Raw genomic sequence first — 17125 nt, 5'->3', positions numbered from 1 at the left:
CATGCATTACACTCCTATATATTTTAAAACAAACAGTATCACTGCTATTGGTATTAGTAATATGAGCACTAATACATCTGTCCATCGCCATTGCAACTTACGAAAACTCGTACGTTGTTTTTTAGTATCGTAACCTCTTACTTCCATTGCAATAGCTAAGTCTTCTGCCCTTTGAAATGCTGAAATAAACAATGGTATTAATAATGGTATAAAAGCTTTAATTCGATTAACCAATCCTCCAGAGCTTATTTCTGAGCCACGAGATTTTTGAGCTAAAATAATTTTATCTAACTCGTTCATCAGTGTTGGTATAAATCGCAACGCTATCGACATCATCATGCTCAATAGATGCACAGGTATCTTAACAAGTTTAAGCGGTGATAATAGTCTTTCAAATGCATCTGTTAAGTCAATTGGACTTGTCGTTAACGTTAATATCGTTGAAATCATAATGATGAACATGAGTCTCAATACAATATAAATACCTTCTAAAATCCCCTGTGTATCGATAGAGATAAATGACAGCTCAAATATTCTTGTGCCACCCTTGGTTAGAAACAAATGCATTAGAAAGGTAAATATGAGAAATATCCATATTGGCGTTAATCCTTTTACTAAAAACCATAATTTAATATGGGCTAACTTCATGAAAGTTAATATTAATAGAAACAACCAAAAATAAGTAGCAAACGAATGTGCAAAAAAGATTAATACAATAAAGAAAAAGGCAAATATCAATTTTGAACGTGGGTCCAAACGATGGATTATTGTATCTAACGGCAGATAGCGCCCTATGATAAACTTATCTCTCATGTTGTTGCCACTCCTTATACATTTCAATAAATTCTGCTTCAGTTAATGCGATTTTATTAAAATAATATTGATGTTTATCTTCAATATCCCTTTGCAGTTTCACAATATTTGGTACATCTAAGTGCATTTGATTCACATAGTTCGTATCACTAAATAATTTACGTGGTGTACATGAATCAATAAGTTTGCCATTGCTCATAATTTTAACTTCATCTACATATTTGGCTACGTCATTCATTTCATGCGTTACAAGAATGATTGTTTTTTGTTGTTCCACTTGAAGTTTTTTTATTAATTCCATGATTTGTTTTCTACTCTTTGGATCAAGGCCTGCAGTAGGTTCATCTAAAATAACAATGTCTGGATCCATTGCCAATATTGATGTAATTGCGATCTTTCTCATTTGCCCACCTGACATTTGAAAAGGAGACTGCTGCAATATATCCCTGTTAAAACCAAATTCTAATAGTAAACGAAACGCACGTTCTTTTACTTCGTTAAGAGGCATATTAAAGTTTTGAGGACCAAAAAGAATCTCTCTTTCAACAGAATCTTCGAATAGCTGTGATTCCGGAAATTGAAATACAACACCTACGCGTTTACGTACTTGCTTTAAAAACTTATCTTTAGTCTTATGGGTGATTGTTATATCATCTACTTCTAACGCACCACTAGTTGGCTTTAAAAGGCCATTGAAATGTTGAATCAATGTTGATTTGCCAGAACCAGTTTGTCCTATTACAGCATAGTATTTCCCTTGTTCAAATGACGTGACAATGTCTTCCAACGCAAGATATTCAAAGGGTGTGCCATTTTGATATACATAACTAACTTGGTTAAAATGAACCGTCATAATTTTCTTACCAACCCTTCATAAGTTACGTAATCAGTAACGCCTAATAACTGCTGATGCATCCGCATTGAAAATGGAAGATCTAAACCAATCTTTGTGAGTTCATTACCATCACTAAAAATTTCTTCTGGTAAGCCCGATTGATGTACAGTACCTTCATTTAACACCACTACATGGTCGGCCTCTACTGCTTCTGACAAATCATGTGTAATAGAAATAATCGTAACATCTTTATCGTCTTTTAAACGATGAATCAATGAAAGTAACTCATTTCTACCAGCAGGATCTAACATAGAAGTAGCTTCGTCTAATATAATGATATTTGTATCCAAAGCGAGAACTCCTGCAATTGCAACACGTTGCTTTTGGCCTCCTGAGAGAGACTGGGGTTCGTATTTAGCTCTATCTAACATTTCTACGTCAGCTAATGCTTTAGGCACAATACTCTGCATGATTTCATATGTTACGCCATTATTTTCTAAACCAAATGCAACATCATACTCCACTGTAGACCCTACAAATTGATTTTCAGGATTTTGGAACACAATGCCAATGTGCTGTCTTAAGTAACTCAAATTATCTTCTTGAACTAATCTATTAAGCAAATAAATATCACCATCAAATGGTGATTCTATGCCTATCATTAGTTTAGCAATAGTAGATTTACCTGAACCATTATGTCCTACAATTGATGTCCATTGTCCTTTTGGAATCTCAAAAGATACGTCATTTAACGCAAATCGTTCATCACTATTATATTTAAATGAAACATGATTAAATGTAATAATATTATCTCGCGTGTCCACATCAATTGCCTCCCAAAATTTATAATCATCATTGTTGTATACTTATCCTATTTTACATGAAACTTTCTAAAGAAGCACTAGTAAAGTCTAAAGAAACACTGCTATAAATAAGTACTTTAAAACTTTTATAAAATAACTCTTTTGACATTTGCGCATTAGTGTAAGTGTTCATACATTGCTAATCGGAGTGGGACAGAAATCTAATTTTTCTAACAAGATTTCGTCGTATGAGCCGAGTTCCGCTAAGCGGACTAGAAAATGGGATTCAAGAGTTGGAGCTCTTGCATAAGAACTACTGCTCTTCATAAATGAAGTAGTTCTTTAAAAGCTTAATATAAGCGCATCTTCATTTCAGTCAGCCACTGCCAATATAATAATTGAGGATGAGACATGTATTTTGTCCCAACCTCTTGATTTTCAAATGCATAAGGCCTCCTCAATTCTGTAGGAATTGAGGAGGCCTTATAAATAAAAAAAGCGCGCACCCCATCATATTTTTGAGTTCACGCTTTAAAGTTTATTAAGTTTGATGGGGTACTCTGAGCTAGACAATATTTGTATGTGGCAAACATTATCGTTGCACTCATTTGCTTTATACATAGTAGTACGTATATTTAAATTAAACTAATTCGATAATTACTGATTCAGCTCCGTCACCGCGACGAGGGCCTACTTTAAGAATACGAGTGTAACCGCCTTGACGTTCTGTATAACGTTCAGCAACTTCACCGAATAATTTTTGTAGTGCAGTTTGAATTGATTCATCTTCATTTAAGATTTCAACATTGCGTAAAGTTTTAGCAGCTTGACGACGAGAAGCTAAATCTCCTTTTTTACCTAAAGTGATTAATTTTTCAACAACACTACGTAGTTCTTTTGCACGTGCTTCTGTAGTTTCAACACGTTCACTAACGATAAGTGATGTAGCTAAATCGCGTAACATAGCTTTACGTTGATCAGAAGTACGACCTAATTTTCTGTAACCCATGAGTTAACCTCCTTTATATTAATCTTCTTTTCTTAATCCTAAACCTAAATCTTCAAGTTTGTATTTAACTTCTTCTAAAGATTTACGACCTAAATTACGGACTTTCATCATGTCAGCTTCTGATTTATCAGCTAACTCTTGGACAGAGTTGATACCTGCGCGTTTTAGACAGTTGTAAGAACGTACAGATAAATCTAATTCTTCAATTGACATTTCAAGAACTTTTTCTTTTTGATCTTCTTCTTTTTCAATCATGATTTCAGCATTTTGTGCTTCATCAGTTAATCCAACAAAGATATTCAAATGTTCAGTTAAGATTTTTGCAGCTAATGAAACAGACTCTTGTGGCGTTATAGAACCATTAGTCCAAACATCTAACGTTAATTTATCAAAATCACTACTTTGACCTACGCGCGTGTTTTCTACAGTATAGTTAACACGTTCTACAGGTGAATATAATGAATCAACTGGAATTACACCAATTGGTAAATCACTAGTGTTATTTTGTTCTGCTAATGCGTAGCCTCTACCTTTATTAGCAACTAGACGGATTTTTAAATGTCCACCTTTAGAAACTGTTGCAATTTTAATCTCAGGATTCAGTATCTCTACATCACTATCATGAGTAATGTCACTTGCAGTTACTTCGCCTTCATCTTTAACATCGATCTCCAAAGTTTTTTCTTCTTCAGAATAGATTTTTAATGCTAGCTTTTTGATGTTCATAATAATTGCAGAAACATCTTCAACAACATTATCTATAGCTGAGAATTCATGTAATACGCCTTCGATTTCAATGTATTTAACGGCAGCACCTGGTAATGAAGATAGTAGGATACGACGTAAGGAGTTTCCTAGTGTAGTACCGTAGCCACGTTCTAGTGGTTCAACAACGAACTTACCGAATTTAGCATCATCACTAATTTCAATTGTTTCAATTCTAGGTTTTTCGATTTCAATCATTTACAAATATCCTCCTTGATTACGTCGACTTGATTTGTACTGTAATTTCTCAGTGACCTGCGACAATAACAATAAAATTATACGCGACGACGTTTTGGTGGACGACAACCATTATGTGGAACTGGAGTAACGTCACGGATTGCAGTTACATCTAATCCAGCTGATTGTAATGCACGGATAGCTGATTCACGACCAGGACCTGGGCCTTTTACAGTGACTTCAACAGATTTCAAACCATGTTCCATAGCTGATTTAGCAGCAGTTTCTGATGCCATTTGAGCTGCGAATGGAGTTGATTTTTTTGATCCTTTGAATCCAAGTGCACCTGCTGATGACCATGATAACGCATTACCAAATTCATCAGTAATTGTTACGATTGTATTATTGAATGTTGAACGGATGTGAGCCACACCATTTTCAATATTCTTTTTCACTCTACGTTTACGAGATACTTGTTTACGTGCCATTTAAATTTTGCCTCCTTTACCTATTATTTTTTCTTGTTAGCTACAGTTTTAACTGGGCCTTTACGAGTACGAGCATTGTTCTTAGTCTTTTGTCCGCGTACTGGTAAGCCACGACGGTGACGGATACCACGGTATGATGAGATTTCCATTAAACGTTTAATGTTTAAGTTTTGCTCACGACGTAAGTCACCTTCTACTTTATAGCTATCTACTACTTCACGGATACGACCTAATTCATCATCAGTTAATTCGTTAACGCGTGTGTCTGGTGAAACGTTAGCTTCTTCAGCAATTTTATTAGCTGTAGTAGTACCGATACCATATACATAAGTTAATGAAATAACAATACGTTTTTCACGTGGAATATCTACTCCTGCAATACGTGCCATAATTATTTACACCTCTCTTTATTAGCCTTGTTTTTGTTTATGTTTTGGGTTGCTACAAATTACCATTACTTTACCTTTACGTTTAATGACTTTACATTTTTCGCAAATTGGTTTTACTGATGGTCTTACTTTCATTTTAATACCTCCCTATATTATGGAGTGACGATTATTTATAACGATACGTAATTCTTCCGCGCGTTAAATCGTACGGAGACATTTCTACAGTTACTTTGTCGCCAGGCAGAATACGAATATAATTCATTCTGATTTTACCACTTACGTGAGCTAAAATCTCATGACCATTTTCTAATTCTACTTTAAACATTGCATTTGGTAAAGTATCTAACACAGTACCTTCTAATTCAATAACATCTTGTTTAGCCATTTATTAACTTCCCCCTTTTTGCAATAGTTGGTTATCGTCAACAATCAACTCTAACCATACGAGTCTATAAGTGTTGTTAATAAGTTTAACAAAATTAAAATGAATTACTATATCGCATTGTCACTCTTATTCAATTATACTTTCGACATTCCATAGACCGTACAAGTTGATATTATTTTAAGTTTTCTAAGATATCGATAACGTCTTCAGTTACGACTTTAATATCTCTTGAACCATCAATGTTTTTTAATACTTTTTTATTATCATAGAATTCTAAGATAGGTTTAGATTGTTTAACATTGACATTTAAACGATTTGCAACTGTTTCTGGGTTGTCATCTTCACGTTGGTATAATTTACCACCATCAAGATCACAAATACCTTCAACTTTAGGAGGATTGAATACAAGATGATAAGTTGTTCCGCATTTTTCGCAAATTCTACGACCAGTTAGGCGGTTCATTAATTCTTCTTCAGCTACCTCTATATTGATAACAGCATCAATTTTTCTATCTAATTCTTGCATAATTTCATTTAATGCTTCAGCTTGTTCAATAGTACGAGGAAAGCCATCTAGTAAGAATCCTTTTTTTGCATCGTCTTCAGAAATTCTATCTTTAACGATGCCCACAGTTACTTCATCAGGGACTAATTCTCCACGATCCATGAATGATTTGGCTTCTTTGCCTAAATCTGTTCCATCTTTAATCGCTTTTCTGAACATGTCTCCAGTAGATATGTGTGGAATTGGGAATTTCTTTACAATTTCACTCGCTTGAGTTCCTTTACCTGCACCAGGTAAACCCATTAAAATGATATTCATAAGTGCCCTCCTACAATTTATCTACCACCAAAGCCTCTATAATCTTTTTGAGTCACTTGAGCTTCAAGACTCTTCATTGTTTCTATTGCTACACCAATTACGATAAGTAAGCTGGTACCACCAAGCTGAATAGATTGAGGTAAGCTCATTACTTTAGTAGCAATGATTGGCAGAATCGCAATTACAGCTAAGAATATTGACCCTACAAATGTTAAACGATAGAGAACTCCAGTAATATATTTTTTTGTTTGTTCACCAGGTCTAATACCTGGAACATAACTTCCTTGTTTCTTGAGATTATCTGACATCTTTCCAGGATTGACTTGAACAAATGCATAGAAGTATGTGAATGCAATGATAAGCACCACATAAACAATCATACCGATATTACTCGATGGATTTGCCACGTCTGAAATCTTCTGCGCCCAACTAGCGTCAGGGAAGAACAATGTTAATGTTCTAGGTAACAAGAAGAATGCCATTGCAAAGATAACCGGGATAACCCCAGCAGCGTTAACTTTCAAAGGTAAATATGTTGCTTGTGAACCTAATCGTTGTGTTGATTGCTTTTTCGCATATTGAATTGGAATTTTACGAATAGCTTGTAATACAAATATTGCACCGACTGTTAATAATATCATTCCAATGATTAACCCTAGTACTTTCAACCATGCCATTGTAGTATCATCTTGACCTACGAAAGACTGTTGATAGAACTGAATTAATGATGAAGGTAGTGATGATAAAATACCACCAAAGATGATAATCGAAATACCATTACCAACACCGAATTGAGTGATTTGATCACCCATCCAAATTAAGAATGCTGTACCTGCTGTTAATACAACAGCTATTAATAAATAACTAAGGATTGATTGATCAATGATCAATTGACCCTTTAGATAATTATTAAATTGGAACGCCATCCCAATTGACTGGATAAAGGCAAGAACAATAGCAAAATAACGTGTGATGTTAGTAAGTTTTTTTCTACCTGCATCACCTTGTTTTGCCCACTCAGAAAACTTCGGAACAATATCCATTTGTAATAGCTGCATCACAATTGATGCAGTAATGTAAGGCATTATACCCATGGCAAAGATTGAGAAATTCTGCAAGGCTCCGCCACCAAATGTATTTAACAAATCAGTGACACCTTGAGATCCTTGTCTACTGTCAAAAGCAGCTGGATTTACGCCAGGTGCTGGAATATAAGTACCTATTTTAAAAATAACTAACATTGCGAGAGTAAAAAAGATCTTGTTACGAACTTCTTTAGTTTTAAAGAAGCTCACAAGCGTTTGAAACATTAGATCACCTCGTGTGCTCCGCCTTTTGCATCAATAGCATCTACTGCAGACGCAGAGAATTTGTTAGCTTTCACAGTTAACTTTTTGTCTAGTGAACCTTTACCTAGTACTTTAACACCAGATTTTTCGTTCTTAACTACACCAGATTCTACTAATAAAGCAGGAGTTACTTCAGTACCATCCTCAAATTTATTAAGTTGGTCTAAGTTAACAATAGCATATTCCTTACGGTTAATGTTAGTAAAACCTCGTTTTGGTAAACGACGGAATAATGGTAATTGACCACCTTCGAAACCTGGTCTTACACTACCACCTGAACGTGCTTTTTGACCTTTTTGTCCACGACCACTAGTTTTACCGTTACCAGTAGCTGCACCACGTCCAACACGGTTACGTACTTTACGAGAACCTTCTGACGGTTTTAGCTCATGTAATTTCATTTCGGCACCTCCTTAATTATTTTTCTTCTACTGTCACTAAGTGACTGATTTTGTTGATTTGCCCACGAATAGCAGGGTTATCTTCAACAACTACTGAAGAGTTCGTTTTTTTCAAACCTAGAGCTTCAACAGTTTTACGTTGTGTTTCTGGACGACCTATAACACTACGAGTGAGGGTAATTTGTACTTTAGCCATAACTTATTTTCCCTCCTTAATTGTATAATTCTTCTACTGATTTACCGCGTAATTTCGCAACTTCTTCAGCATTTTTAAGGTTTTTTAATCCATTAATTGTTGCACGAACCATGTTGATTGGTGTATTTGATCCTAAAGATTTACTTAAGATATCAGTGATACCAGCTAATTCTAATACCGCACGAACAGGGCCACCTGCAATAACACCAGTACCTGGTGCTGCTGGTTTCATTAAAACATTACCTGAACTGAAACGACCATTAATAATGTGAGGTGTTGTACCTTCAACACGTGGAACAACTACTAAGTCTTTCTTAGCTGCTTCTACTGCTTTTTTGATTGCTTCTGGCACTTCTTGTGCTTTACCAGTACCGAATCCAACGCGACCGTTTTTATCTCCAACCACTACTAAAGCAGTGAAACGGAAACGACGACCACCTTTTACAACTTTAGCAACACGGTTAATTGTAACAACGCGTTCTTCAAATTCTTTCACTTCTTCTCTACGAGCCATGTAAATGTCCCTCCTTCAAATTAAAATTCTAATCCATTTTCACGAGCTGCATCTGCTAAGGCTTTAACACGGCCATGGTATAAATATCCTCCACGGTCAAAAACAATTGTTTTAATACCTTTATCGCTAGCTCTTTTAGCTACAGTTTCGCCGACTTTAGCTGAAAGTTCAACTTTTGAACCTGTTTCATTTGCTAAGTCTTTTTCTTGTGTTGATGCTTGTGCTAATGTTTTGCCATTAACATCATCGATAACTTGTGCGTAAATGTGTTTGTTTGAACGATAGATGTTTAAACGTGGTTTTACAGCTGTGCCTGACAATTTATTACGGACACGAGCATGTCTTTTCAAACGCACTTGGTTTTTATCAATTTTGCTGATCATTTTATTACTCCTTTCTTCTGAAAGTTATTTATTATTTACCAGTTTTACCTTCTTTACGGCGAACGAATTCTCCTTGATAGCGAATTCCTTTACCTTTATACGGTTCTGGTGGTCTTGTTGCACGAATGTTTGAAGCGATAGCGCCAACTGCTTCTTTAGAAATACCAGTTACTGTAACTTTAGTATTTTTTTCAACAGCGAAACTAACACCATTATCAGCTTTAATTTCAACTGGGTGTGAATAGCCAACATTAAGGATTAAGTCTTCACCTTGCATTTGAGCACGGTAACCTACACCTACTAGTTCTAATGTTTTTTGGTATCCTTCTTTAACACCGATGATCATATTATTAATTAAAGTACGAGTTGTACCATGTACTGTTTTATCATCTTTAGAATCAGATGGTCTCACAACTTCTAAAGTACTTTCATCTTGTTTATATGTCATTCTTTCATCCATAGTTTTAAACAATTCACCTTTAGGACCTTTAACAGTTACTGTATTGCCTTCAATAGTTACTGTTACGTCACTAGGGATGTCAATAATTTTTTTACCAACACGACTCATGTTATCGCACCTCCTTGTTATTTATTATTACCAAACGTAACCTAGGATTTCTCCGCCGATATTACGTTTTCTTGCTTCTTTATCAGTGATAACACCTTCTGAAGTAGAAACTAATGCAATGCCAAGACCGTTAAGTACTTTAGGTACTTCGTTAGCTTTAGCATAAACACGTAAACCTGGTTTAGAAATACGTTTTAATCCAGTGATAACACGTTCATTGTTTTGACCATATTTAAGGAATAAACGGATAACCCCTTGTTTATCGTCTTCAACAAATTCTACGTTTTTAATGAAACCTTCACTTTTTAAAATTTCAGCAATTTCTTTTTTAATGTTTGAAGCAGGTAATTCTAATTTATCGTGACGCACCATGTTGGCGTTTCTTACACGAGTTAGCATATCTGCAATTGGATCGTTGATTGTCATTGATTGTTGCCTCCTTTCAGACTTTTTATATTACCAGCTAGCTTTACGAACGCCAGGGATTTGGCCTTTATAAGCTAATTCACGGAAACAAATACGGCATAATTTGAATTTACGATATACGGAATGTGGACGACCACAGCGTTCACAACGAGTATATTCACGTACTTGGAACTTTTGTTTTTTTTGTTGCTTAGCAACCATTGAAGTTTTAGCCACTTAATTAGCCTCCTTTAGAGATTATTTTTGAAATGGCATACCGAATTGTGTTAACAATTCACGAGCTTCCTCGTCAGTGTTAGCAGTTGTTACGATAACGATATCCATTCCTCGTATTTTACTTACTCGGTCATAGTCGATTTCAGGGAAAATTAATTGTTCTTTAATACCTAAAGTGTAGTTACCTCTGCCATCAAATGCAGATTTAGATACACCACGGAAGTCACGTACACGAGGTAGTGATACAGAAATTAATTTATCTAAAAAGTCATACATTCTTTCGCCACGTAAAGTTGTTTTAGCACCAATTGGCATACCTTCACGTAAACGGAATGTTGCAACAGATTTTTTAGCTTTTGTGATTAATGGTTTTTGACCAGTGATAGCTTGTAATTCCTCTACAGCATCATCTAATACTTTAGTATTTTGTACAGCGTCACCGACACCCATATTTACTACGATTTTATCAATTTGCGGCACTTCCATTACTGAACTATAGTTAAAATGTTTCACTAAGTTTTGAGTAACTTCAGAGTTGAATTTTTCTTTTAAACGGTTCACAGTGGATCCTCCTTTCAATTAGTTATTAATTATTAGTTTTGATTTCTTCGCCTGATTTTTTAGCGATACGAACTTTTTTGCCATCTTCGAATTTATAACCTACGCGTGTTGGTTCATTCGTTTTAGGATCTAATAATTGTACGTTAGAAACATGGATTGCTGCCTCTGTTTCTAAGATTCCACCTTCAGGATTAAATTGAGTTGGTTTTTGGTGCTTTTTGATTGTATTGACACCTTCCACAACGACACGGTCTTTTTTAGGTTCAGTTGCAACAACTTTACCTTCTTTACCTTTGTCTTTACCTGCGATAACTTTTACGTTGTCACCTTTTTTGATATGCATGTGTGGCACCTCCTTAAATTTATATATTTATAAATGTATTATTAAAGTACTTCTGGAGCTAATGATACAATTTTCATGAAGTTGCCTTCACGTAATTCACGTGCAACAGGTCCAAAGATACGAGTACCGCGTGGGCCTTTATCGTCGCGAATAATGACACATGCATTTTCATCAAATTTGATGTATGAACCATCGTTACGACGTACGCCTGATTTAGTACGTACGATAACAGCTTTAACTACTTCACCTTTTTTGACAACGCCACCTGGTGTAGCATTTTTAACACTTACTACGATAACGTCACCAATATTCGCTGTTTTACGACCAGATCCACCTAATACTTTAATTGTAAGAACTTCACGTGCACCAGAGTTATCTGCTACTTTTAATCGTGTTTCTTGTTGGATCATGAGTTAAACCTCCTTTATCTTCACTATTTATTAAATAATAACTGATTCTTCAACAATTTCTACCAAACGGAAACGTTTAGTTGCTGATAAAGGACGTGTTTCTTGTATTTTAACTGTGTCCCCTAATTTAGCTGAGTTGTTTTCATCATGAGTTTTGTATTTTTTAGAGTATTTTACTCGTTTACCATATAATTTGTGCATTTTGTATGTTTCAACAAGTACAGTTACAGTTTTATCCATTTTATCGGAAACGACTCTACCTACATAAACTTTACGATCATTTCTTTCGCTCACTATAGTAACCTCCTCTTTAAATTAAATTATTGATTAGCTTTACCTTGTTCAATTTCTCTTTCACGAACAACAGTTTTTAGACGTGCAATCGTTTTTCTTACCGTGCGAATACGTGCAGTTTCTTCTAATTGACCTGTTGCTAACTGAAAGCGTAGGTTAAAAAGCTCTTCTTTTGAAGATTTAATTTGTTCTTCGATTTCTGAAGTGGTTAAGTCTCTAATTTCCTTAGCTTTCATTTGTTTCACCACCCAATTCTTCACGTTTTACAAACTTAGTTTTCACTGGAAGTTTGTGACTAGCTAAACGTAATGCTTCGCGCGCAACTTCTTCGTCAACGCCTGCGATTTCAAATAAAATTCTACCTGGTTTTGCTACTGCAATCCAGCCTTCAACCGCACCTTTACCAGCACCCATACGTACTTCTAAAGGTTTTTTAGTGTAAGGTGTATGTGGAAAGATTTTAATCCAAACTTTCCCGCCACGCTTCATGAAACGTGTCATTGCAATACGAGCTGATTCGATTTGACGAGATGTGATCCAAGAAGTTGTAGTTGCTTGTAAACCATACTCACCAAATGTTACATAGTTACCGCCTTTAGAACGACCAGTTGTTTTAGGACGATGTTGGCGACGATATTTTACACGTTTTGGTAGTAACATTATTATTTTCCTCCTTCACTAGTGTTCTTAGTAGCAGGAAGAACTTCTCCACGATAAATCCATACTTTGACACCTAATTTACCGTAAGTAGTGTCAGCTTCTGCATGTGCGTAACTAATGTCGGCACGTAGTGTATGAAGTGGAACAGTTCCTTCTGAATATTGCTCGATACGAGCGATGTCAGCTCCGCCTAAACGACCTGAAACTTGTGTTTTGATACCTTTAGCGCCATTTTTCATAGCTCTAGTAATAGCTTGTTTTTGTACACGACGGAACGATGCACGATTTTCTAATTGTACTGCAATATTTTCAGCAACAAGTTTAGCATCTAAATCAATTTTCTTGATTTCAATAACATTGATATGAACTTTTTTGCTTGTTAATGAGTTCAATTTATTACGTAATTTTTCAATTTCTGAACCGCCTTTACCGATTACCATACCTGGTTTACCAGTATGAATAGCGATGTTGATACGGTTAGCAGCACGCTCAATTTCAACTTGAGAAACTGATGCTTCTTTTAATGCGTTATCAATATACTTACGGATTTTTAAATCTTCGTGTAATAATGATGCGAAGTCTTTTTCTGCATACCATTTAGCTTCCCAATCACGGATGATACCAACACGAAGTCCGATTGGATTAATTTTTTGACCCACAGTGTTCCCTCCTTAAAAGATTATTAAGCTTCTTTAGCTTCTTCTTTACCGTCACTTACGACGATTGTAATGTGGCTTGTACGTTTGTTGATCGCACTTGCACGGCCTTGTGCACGTGGACGGAAACGTTTTAATGTTGGTCCTTCATTAGCATAAGCTTCTTTAACTATTAACTCATCAGTGTTCATGTCATAGTTATGTTCAGCATTTGCTAAAGCGGACATTAATAATTTTTCAACTACTGGTGATGAAGCTTTGTTTTTTAATTTTAAAATCGCTATAGCTTCACCAGCGCTCTTGCCTCTAATTAGATCTAATACTAATCTAACTTTACGAGGTGCGATTCTTATTGTTTTAGCAACCGCTTTTGCTTCCATTCGAATTTCCTCCTCTACTTGTTAGAAGTTATCTTCTAGTTTTTTTGTCATCTGCTGCATGACCTTTAAAAGTACGTGTTGGTGCGAATTCTCCTAATTTATGACCAACCATATCTTCAGTTACGAATACAGGTACGTGTTTACGTCCATCATATACTGCGAATGTATGTCCGATAAAATCAGGGAAAATAGTTGAACGACGTGACCAAGTTTTGATTACTTGTTTTTTCTCGCTTCCGCTTTGAGCCTCAACTTTTTTCTTTAGATGATCGTCAGCAAAAGGTCCTTTTTTAATACTACGAGCCATAGTGGCGCCTCCCTTCTTATTGTGAGCGTGCAGCAATCATGCCGCACACGCAAATAAGTCATTTTTATTTTTTCTTCTTACGTCCACGAACGATAAGTTTGTCTGAAGATTTTTTACCACGACGAGTTTTCTTACCAAGCGTAGGTTTACCCCAAGGTGACATTGGAGATGGCATACCGATAGGTGCACGTCCTTCACCACCACCGTGTGGGTGATCGTTAGGGTTCATTACAGAACCACGAACTGTTGGGCGTTTGCCTTTCCATCTAGAACGTCCTGCTTTACCAACGTTAACAAGTTCATGTTGTATGTTACCAACTTGACCAACAGTAGCACGGCAAGTTGAAAGAATCATACGTACTTCACCAGATCTTAATCTGATTAAAACATATTTACCTTCTTTACCAAGTACTTGTGCACTAGCACCAGCTGAACGAGCGATTTGCCCACCTTTACCAGGTTTCAACTCGATGTTGTGTACTACTGTACCTACTGGGATGTTAATTAATGGTAATGCATTACCTAATTTGATATCTGCATTTTCACCGTTTTCCAATACTTGACCTACTTTAAGGTTTTTTGGAGCGATGATATAGCGTTTTTCTCCATCAGCATAAACTAATAATGCAATGTTTGCTGAACGGTTTGGATCATATTGAATTGAATCAACTTTAGCGTTGATGCCGTCTTTATTACGTTTGAAATCAATAACACGGTATTGACGTTTATGTCCTCCACCGCGATGGCGAACTGTCAATTTACCTTGGTTATTTCGTCCCGCTCTTTTCGGTAGCGGTTGTAATAATGATTTTTCTGGAGTTGTTTCAGTGATTTCTGAGAAATCATAACCAGTCATATTACGACGACCATTAGTAATTGGCTTATATTTTTTTAGAGCCATTGTCGTTTACCTCCTTATTGGTAATGTTTTAGTTGAATAGATCGATTGATCCTTCTTTTAATTTTACAATTGCTACGCGTCTTTTGTTTGTATAGCCTTGGTAACGGCCCATACGTTTTTTCTTTGGTTTGTAGTTGATGATGTTTACATTTGCAACTTTTACGTCAAAGATTTCTTCAACAGCGATTTTAACTTGTGTTTTATTAGCACGAGTATCAACGTCGAATGTGTATTTGTCTTCTGCCATAGCGACAGATGATTTTTCAGTGATTACGGGGCGCTTAAGAACGTCTCTTGCTTCCATTATCCTAGCACCTCCTCAACTTTTTTAGCAGCTGATTCTGTAATTACTACACTGTCAGCGCTTGTGATATCTAGAACATTTAAACCTTGAGCTGTAGTAACTTGTACACCAGGAATGTTACGAGCAGATAATGCTACGTTTACATCTTCTGATTCAGTAACTACTAATACTTTTTTAGGTTGTTCTAAATTTGAAAGTACAGCTTTGAACTCTTTAGTTTTTGGAGCTTCTAAGTTTAATGTATCAACAACAGTTAAACCTTTTTCTTGTACTTTATAAGATAATGCTGAGCGTAATGCTAAACGACGCATTTTCTTAGGCATTTTGTATGAGTAGCTTCTTGGTGTTGGTCCGAATACGATACCACCACCACGCCATTGTGGAGCACGGATTGTACCTTGACGCGCACGTCCTGTACCTTTTTGTCTCCATGGTTTAGCTCCGCCGCCTCGTACTGCTGAACGGTTCTTAACAGCGTGTGTACCTTGGCGTAATGAAGCACGTTGTAAATTAATTGCTTCAAAAAGAACACTATTGTTTGGTTCGATTGCAAATACTGCATCGTTTAATTCAACTGAACCTGATTTAGTTCCATCTACTTTTAATACATCATAATTTGCCATTATGCATATCCTCCTTTCATTCTATATTATTTATTACCTTTGATTGATGAAGTGATTTCTAAGAAACCTTTTTTAGGTCCAGGTACATTACCTTTAACTAAAATTACATTGTTTTCAGTATCAACTTGAACTACTTCTAAGTTTTGAACTGTTACTGTGTCTCCACCCATACGTCCAGGCATTTTTTGTCCTTTAAAGACTTTTGAAGCATCTGATGCCATACCTATTGAACCAGGTGATCTATGGAAATGAGAACCATGTGACATTGGACCACGTGCTTGATTATGACGTTTAATGGCACCTTGGAAACCTTTACCTTTAGATACGCCTGTTACATCAATTACGTCTCCAGCTTCAAATGTATTAACTGAGACTTCTTGACCTACTTCGTATTCATCAACGTTAACGTTTTTGAATTCACGAATGAAGCGCTTAGGTGCTGTGCCTGCTTTTTTAGCATGGCCTTCAGCTGGTTTGTTAGCATATTTGCTAGTTTTGCTACCTTTTTTATAAGCTCGTTTATCTTCGTAGCCTACTTGTATTGCGTTATAACCATCAATCTCTTCAGATTTCTTTTGTAATACAACGTTTTGGCTTGCTTCTACTACTGTTACTGGGATTAAATCACCGTTTTCTCCGAAAACTTGTGTCATCCCGATTTTTCTTCCTAAGATTCCTTTGGTCATCGAAAGTCCACCTCCTAAATTTTTCTATTATAATTTGATTTCGATGTCTACGCCAGATGGTAAGTTTAAGCCCATAAGAGCATCAACTGTTTTTGGTGTAGGATTAACAATATCGATTAAACGTTTATGTGTACGTTGTTCGAACTGTTCACGTGAATCTTTGTACTTATGCACGGCACGAATTACAGTATAAACTGATCTTTCAGTCGGTAACGGAATTGGTCCAGATACATCTGCACCAGAACGTTTTGCTGTTTCAACAATTTTTTCTGCTGATTGATCGATTACGCGGTGATCATAAGCTTTTAATCTGATTCTGATTTTTTGTTTTGCCATAATTTTCCCTCCTTATTCGTCTACATTTAAGTGATAGACTTCTCCACGAAAACTATCTCACACAGCGCCATGGCAAAGCGGCCGGGTGTGTCAGTAACCTTTCGCTTCATCGCGTGTTCTTAAA

General features: G+C 36.0%; 32 protein-coding genes. All 32 read right to left on the bottom strand.

The genetic code is table 11. The annotated features are described in order from the left end of the window. Window positions 1-6: 6 nt before the first annotated feature. The 32 genes from MHB47_RS03830 to rpsJ all read right to left on the bottom strand — a co-directional run bounded on the left by MHB47_RS03830 (window position 7) and on the right by rpsJ (window position 17001). On the bottom strand, window positions 7-813 hold the full coding sequence (locus tag MHB47_RS03830; RefSeq protein WP_340755236.1) for an energy-coupling factor transporter transmembrane component T family protein: 807 nt from the start codon (window positions 811-813) through the stop codon (window positions 7-9). Beyond that, complete coding sequence (locus MHB47_RS03825) at window positions 803-1666, bottom strand: energy-coupling factor transporter ATPase (RefSeq protein WP_002511443.1); 864 nt, start codon at window positions 1664-1666, stop codon at window positions 803-805. The genes MHB47_RS03830 and MHB47_RS03825 overlap by 11 nt, the downstream gene beginning before the upstream one ends. Then, window positions 1663-2472 carry an energy-coupling factor transporter ATPase gene (locus tag MHB47_RS03820; RefSeq protein ID WP_340755234.1) on the bottom strand — a complete coding sequence of 270 codons (810 nt, stop codon included), beginning with the start codon at window positions 2470-2472 and terminating at the stop codon, window positions 1663-1665. Before MHB47_RS03820 ends, MHB47_RS03825 begins: the two co-directional genes overlap by 4 nt. Before the next feature lie 619 nt (window positions 2473-3091). Further along, on the bottom strand, window positions 3092-3460 hold the full coding sequence (gene rplQ / locus MHB47_RS03815; RefSeq protein WP_107514950.1) for a 50S ribosomal protein L17: 369 nt from the start codon (window positions 3458-3460) through the stop codon (window positions 3092-3094). Between the two features lie 18 nt (window positions 3461-3478). Then, complete coding sequence (locus tag MHB47_RS03810) at window positions 3479-4423, bottom strand: DNA-directed RNA polymerase subunit alpha (RefSeq protein WP_002506985.1); 945 nt, start codon at window positions 4421-4423, stop codon at window positions 3479-3481. A 77-nt stretch (window positions 4424-4500) separates the two neighbouring features. Beyond that, the gene (gene rpsK / locus MHB47_RS03805) at window positions 4501-4890 is read right to left on the bottom strand and encodes a 30S ribosomal protein S11 (protein ID WP_002506984.1); all 390 of its coding nucleotides are present in this window, start codon (window positions 4888-4890) and stop codon (window positions 4501-4503) included. Window positions 4891-4913: 23 nt separating this feature from the next. Continuing rightward, window positions 4914-5279, bottom strand: coding sequence for a 30S ribosomal protein S13 (rpsM, locus tag MHB47_RS03800; RefSeq protein WP_002506983.1), 366 nt, complete (start codon window positions 5277-5279; stop codon window positions 4914-4916). A 21-nt stretch (window positions 5280-5300) separates the two neighbouring features. After that, window positions 5301-5414 (bottom strand): 50S ribosomal protein L36, encoded by a 114-nt coding sequence (rpmJ, locus tag MHB47_RS03795; RefSeq protein WP_002471372.1) that lies wholly within the window; start codon window positions 5412-5414, stop codon window positions 5301-5303. 31 nt (window positions 5415-5445) lie between these two features. Beyond that, window positions 5446-5664 (bottom strand): translation initiation factor IF-1, encoded by a 219-nt coding sequence (gene infA / locus MHB47_RS03790; RefSeq protein ID WP_001118443.1) that lies wholly within the window; start codon window positions 5662-5664, stop codon window positions 5446-5448. A gap of 172 nt (window positions 5665-5836) precedes the next feature. After that, window positions 5837-6487, bottom strand: a complete 651-nt coding sequence (locus MHB47_RS03785) for an adenylate kinase (protein WP_002506982.1) — start codon at window positions 6485-6487, stop codon at window positions 5837-5839. Between the two features lie 17 nt (window positions 6488-6504). Beyond that, entirely contained in the window at window positions 6505-7797 is a 1293-nt protein-coding gene (gene secY / locus MHB47_RS03780) for a preprotein translocase subunit SecY (RefSeq protein ID WP_340755227.1), read from the bottom strand. Then, window positions 7797-8237 (bottom strand): 50S ribosomal protein L15, encoded by a 441-nt coding sequence (gene rplO, locus MHB47_RS03775; protein WP_002506980.1) that lies wholly within the window; start codon window positions 8235-8237, stop codon window positions 7797-7799. The genes secY and rplO overlap by 1 nt, the downstream gene beginning before the upstream one ends. 16 nt (window positions 8238-8253) lie before the next feature. Beyond that, window positions 8254-8433, bottom strand: a complete 180-nt coding sequence (rpmD, locus tag MHB47_RS03770) for a 50S ribosomal protein L30 (protein WP_021338399.1) — start codon at window positions 8431-8433, stop codon at window positions 8254-8256. A gap of 16 nt (window positions 8434-8449) precedes the next feature. Next, window positions 8450-8947 carry a 30S ribosomal protein S5 gene (gene rpsE, locus MHB47_RS03765; RefSeq protein WP_002506978.1) on the bottom strand — a complete coding sequence of 166 codons (498 nt, stop codon included), beginning with the start codon at window positions 8945-8947 and terminating at the stop codon, window positions 8450-8452. A 20-nt stretch (window positions 8948-8967) separates the two neighbouring features. Further along, the gene (gene rplR / locus MHB47_RS03760) at window positions 8968-9330 is read right to left on the bottom strand and encodes a 50S ribosomal protein L18 (protein WP_340755224.1); all 363 of its coding nucleotides are present in this window, start codon (window positions 9328-9330) and stop codon (window positions 8968-8970) included. Window positions 9331-9361: 31 nt separating this feature from the next. Then, window positions 9362-9898 carry a 50S ribosomal protein L6 gene (gene rplF, locus MHB47_RS03755; RefSeq protein WP_002506976.1) on the bottom strand — a complete coding sequence of 179 codons (537 nt, stop codon included), beginning with the start codon at window positions 9896-9898 and terminating at the stop codon, window positions 9362-9364. Window positions 9899-9925: 27 nt separating this feature from the next. Next, window positions 9926-10324 carry a 30S ribosomal protein S8 gene (rpsH, locus tag MHB47_RS03750; RefSeq protein WP_002506975.1) on the bottom strand — a complete coding sequence of 133 codons (399 nt, stop codon included), beginning with the start codon at window positions 10322-10324 and terminating at the stop codon, window positions 9926-9928. Between the two features lie 30 nt (window positions 10325-10354). After that, window positions 10355-10540, bottom strand: coding sequence for a type Z 30S ribosomal protein S14 (locus MHB47_RS03745; protein WP_002482625.1), 186 nt, complete (start codon window positions 10538-10540; stop codon window positions 10355-10357). Window positions 10541-10561: 21 nt separating this feature from the next. Then, window positions 10562-11101 carry a 50S ribosomal protein L5 gene (gene rplE, locus MHB47_RS03740; RefSeq protein ID WP_002506974.1) on the bottom strand — a complete coding sequence of 180 codons (540 nt, stop codon included), beginning with the start codon at window positions 11099-11101 and terminating at the stop codon, window positions 10562-10564. 25 nt (window positions 11102-11126) lie between these two features. Further along, window positions 11127-11444 (bottom strand): 50S ribosomal protein L24, encoded by a 318-nt coding sequence (rplX, locus tag MHB47_RS03735; protein ID WP_002506973.1) that lies wholly within the window; start codon window positions 11442-11444, stop codon window positions 11127-11129. 41 nt (window positions 11445-11485) lie between these two features. Further along, entirely contained in the window at window positions 11486-11854 is a 369-nt protein-coding gene (rplN, locus tag MHB47_RS03730; RefSeq protein ID WP_002506972.1) for a 50S ribosomal protein L14, read from the bottom strand. A gap of 30 nt (window positions 11855-11884) precedes the next feature. Next, the gene (gene rpsQ, locus MHB47_RS03725; RefSeq protein WP_002506971.1) at window positions 11885-12148 is read right to left on the bottom strand and encodes a 30S ribosomal protein S17; all 264 of its coding nucleotides are present in this window, start codon (window positions 12146-12148) and stop codon (window positions 11885-11887) included. Between the two features lie 26 nt (window positions 12149-12174). Next, window positions 12175-12384 carry a 50S ribosomal protein L29 gene (gene rpmC, locus MHB47_RS03720; RefSeq protein WP_002506970.1) on the bottom strand — a complete coding sequence of 70 codons (210 nt, stop codon included), beginning with the start codon at window positions 12382-12384 and terminating at the stop codon, window positions 12175-12177. Further along, complete coding sequence (rplP, locus tag MHB47_RS03715; protein ID WP_021338400.1) at window positions 12374-12808, bottom strand: 50S ribosomal protein L16; 435 nt, start codon at window positions 12806-12808, stop codon at window positions 12374-12376. The genes rpmC and rplP overlap by 11 nt, the downstream gene beginning before the upstream one ends. Before the next feature lie 2 nt (window positions 12809-12810). Next, window positions 12811-13467 carry a 30S ribosomal protein S3 gene (rpsC, locus tag MHB47_RS03710; RefSeq protein ID WP_002506968.1) on the bottom strand — a complete coding sequence of 219 codons (657 nt, stop codon included), beginning with the start codon at window positions 13465-13467 and terminating at the stop codon, window positions 12811-12813. 23 nt (window positions 13468-13490) lie between these two features. Further along, window positions 13491-13844 (bottom strand): 50S ribosomal protein L22, encoded by a 354-nt coding sequence (gene rplV / locus MHB47_RS03705; RefSeq protein ID WP_002482617.1) that lies wholly within the window; start codon window positions 13842-13844, stop codon window positions 13491-13493. A 28-nt stretch (window positions 13845-13872) separates the two neighbouring features. After that, window positions 13873-14151 carry a 30S ribosomal protein S19 gene (rpsS, locus tag MHB47_RS03700; protein WP_002482616.1) on the bottom strand — a complete coding sequence of 93 codons (279 nt, stop codon included), beginning with the start codon at window positions 14149-14151 and terminating at the stop codon, window positions 13873-13875. Between the two features lie 64 nt (window positions 14152-14215). After that, window positions 14216-15052 carry a 50S ribosomal protein L2 gene (gene rplB / locus MHB47_RS03695; protein ID WP_002506967.1) on the bottom strand — a complete coding sequence of 279 codons (837 nt, stop codon included), beginning with the start codon at window positions 15050-15052 and terminating at the stop codon, window positions 14216-14218. A gap of 28 nt (window positions 15053-15080) precedes the next feature. Next, window positions 15081-15356, bottom strand: coding sequence for a 50S ribosomal protein L23 (gene rplW / locus MHB47_RS03690; RefSeq protein ID WP_002506966.1), 276 nt, complete (start codon window positions 15354-15356; stop codon window positions 15081-15083). Continuing rightward, on the bottom strand, window positions 15356-15979 hold the full coding sequence (gene rplD, locus MHB47_RS03685; protein WP_021338402.1) for a 50S ribosomal protein L4: 624 nt from the start codon (window positions 15977-15979) through the stop codon (window positions 15356-15358). The genes rplW and rplD overlap by 1 nt, the downstream gene beginning before the upstream one ends. A gap of 26 nt (window positions 15980-16005) precedes the next feature. Beyond that, a complete protein-coding gene (gene rplC, locus MHB47_RS03680; RefSeq protein WP_021338403.1) occupies window positions 16006-16665 on the bottom strand; it encodes a 50S ribosomal protein L3 in 660 nt (219 codons plus the stop codon). 27 nt (window positions 16666-16692) lie between these two features. Then, the gene (gene rpsJ / locus MHB47_RS03675; protein WP_002482611.1) at window positions 16693-17001 is read right to left on the bottom strand and encodes a 30S ribosomal protein S10; all 309 of its coding nucleotides are present in this window, start codon (window positions 16999-17001) and stop codon (window positions 16693-16695) included. Window positions 17002-17125 lie beyond the last annotated feature (124 nt).

Source organism: Staphylococcus sp. FSL K6-3157 (assembly GCF_038005145.1).
Taxonomy (GTDB): domain Bacteria; phylum Bacillota; class Bacilli; order Staphylococcales; family Staphylococcaceae; genus Staphylococcus; species Staphylococcus equorum.
Note: the sequence above shows the minus strand (reverse complement) of the source record. Positions and strands in the feature narration are given on the sequence as shown.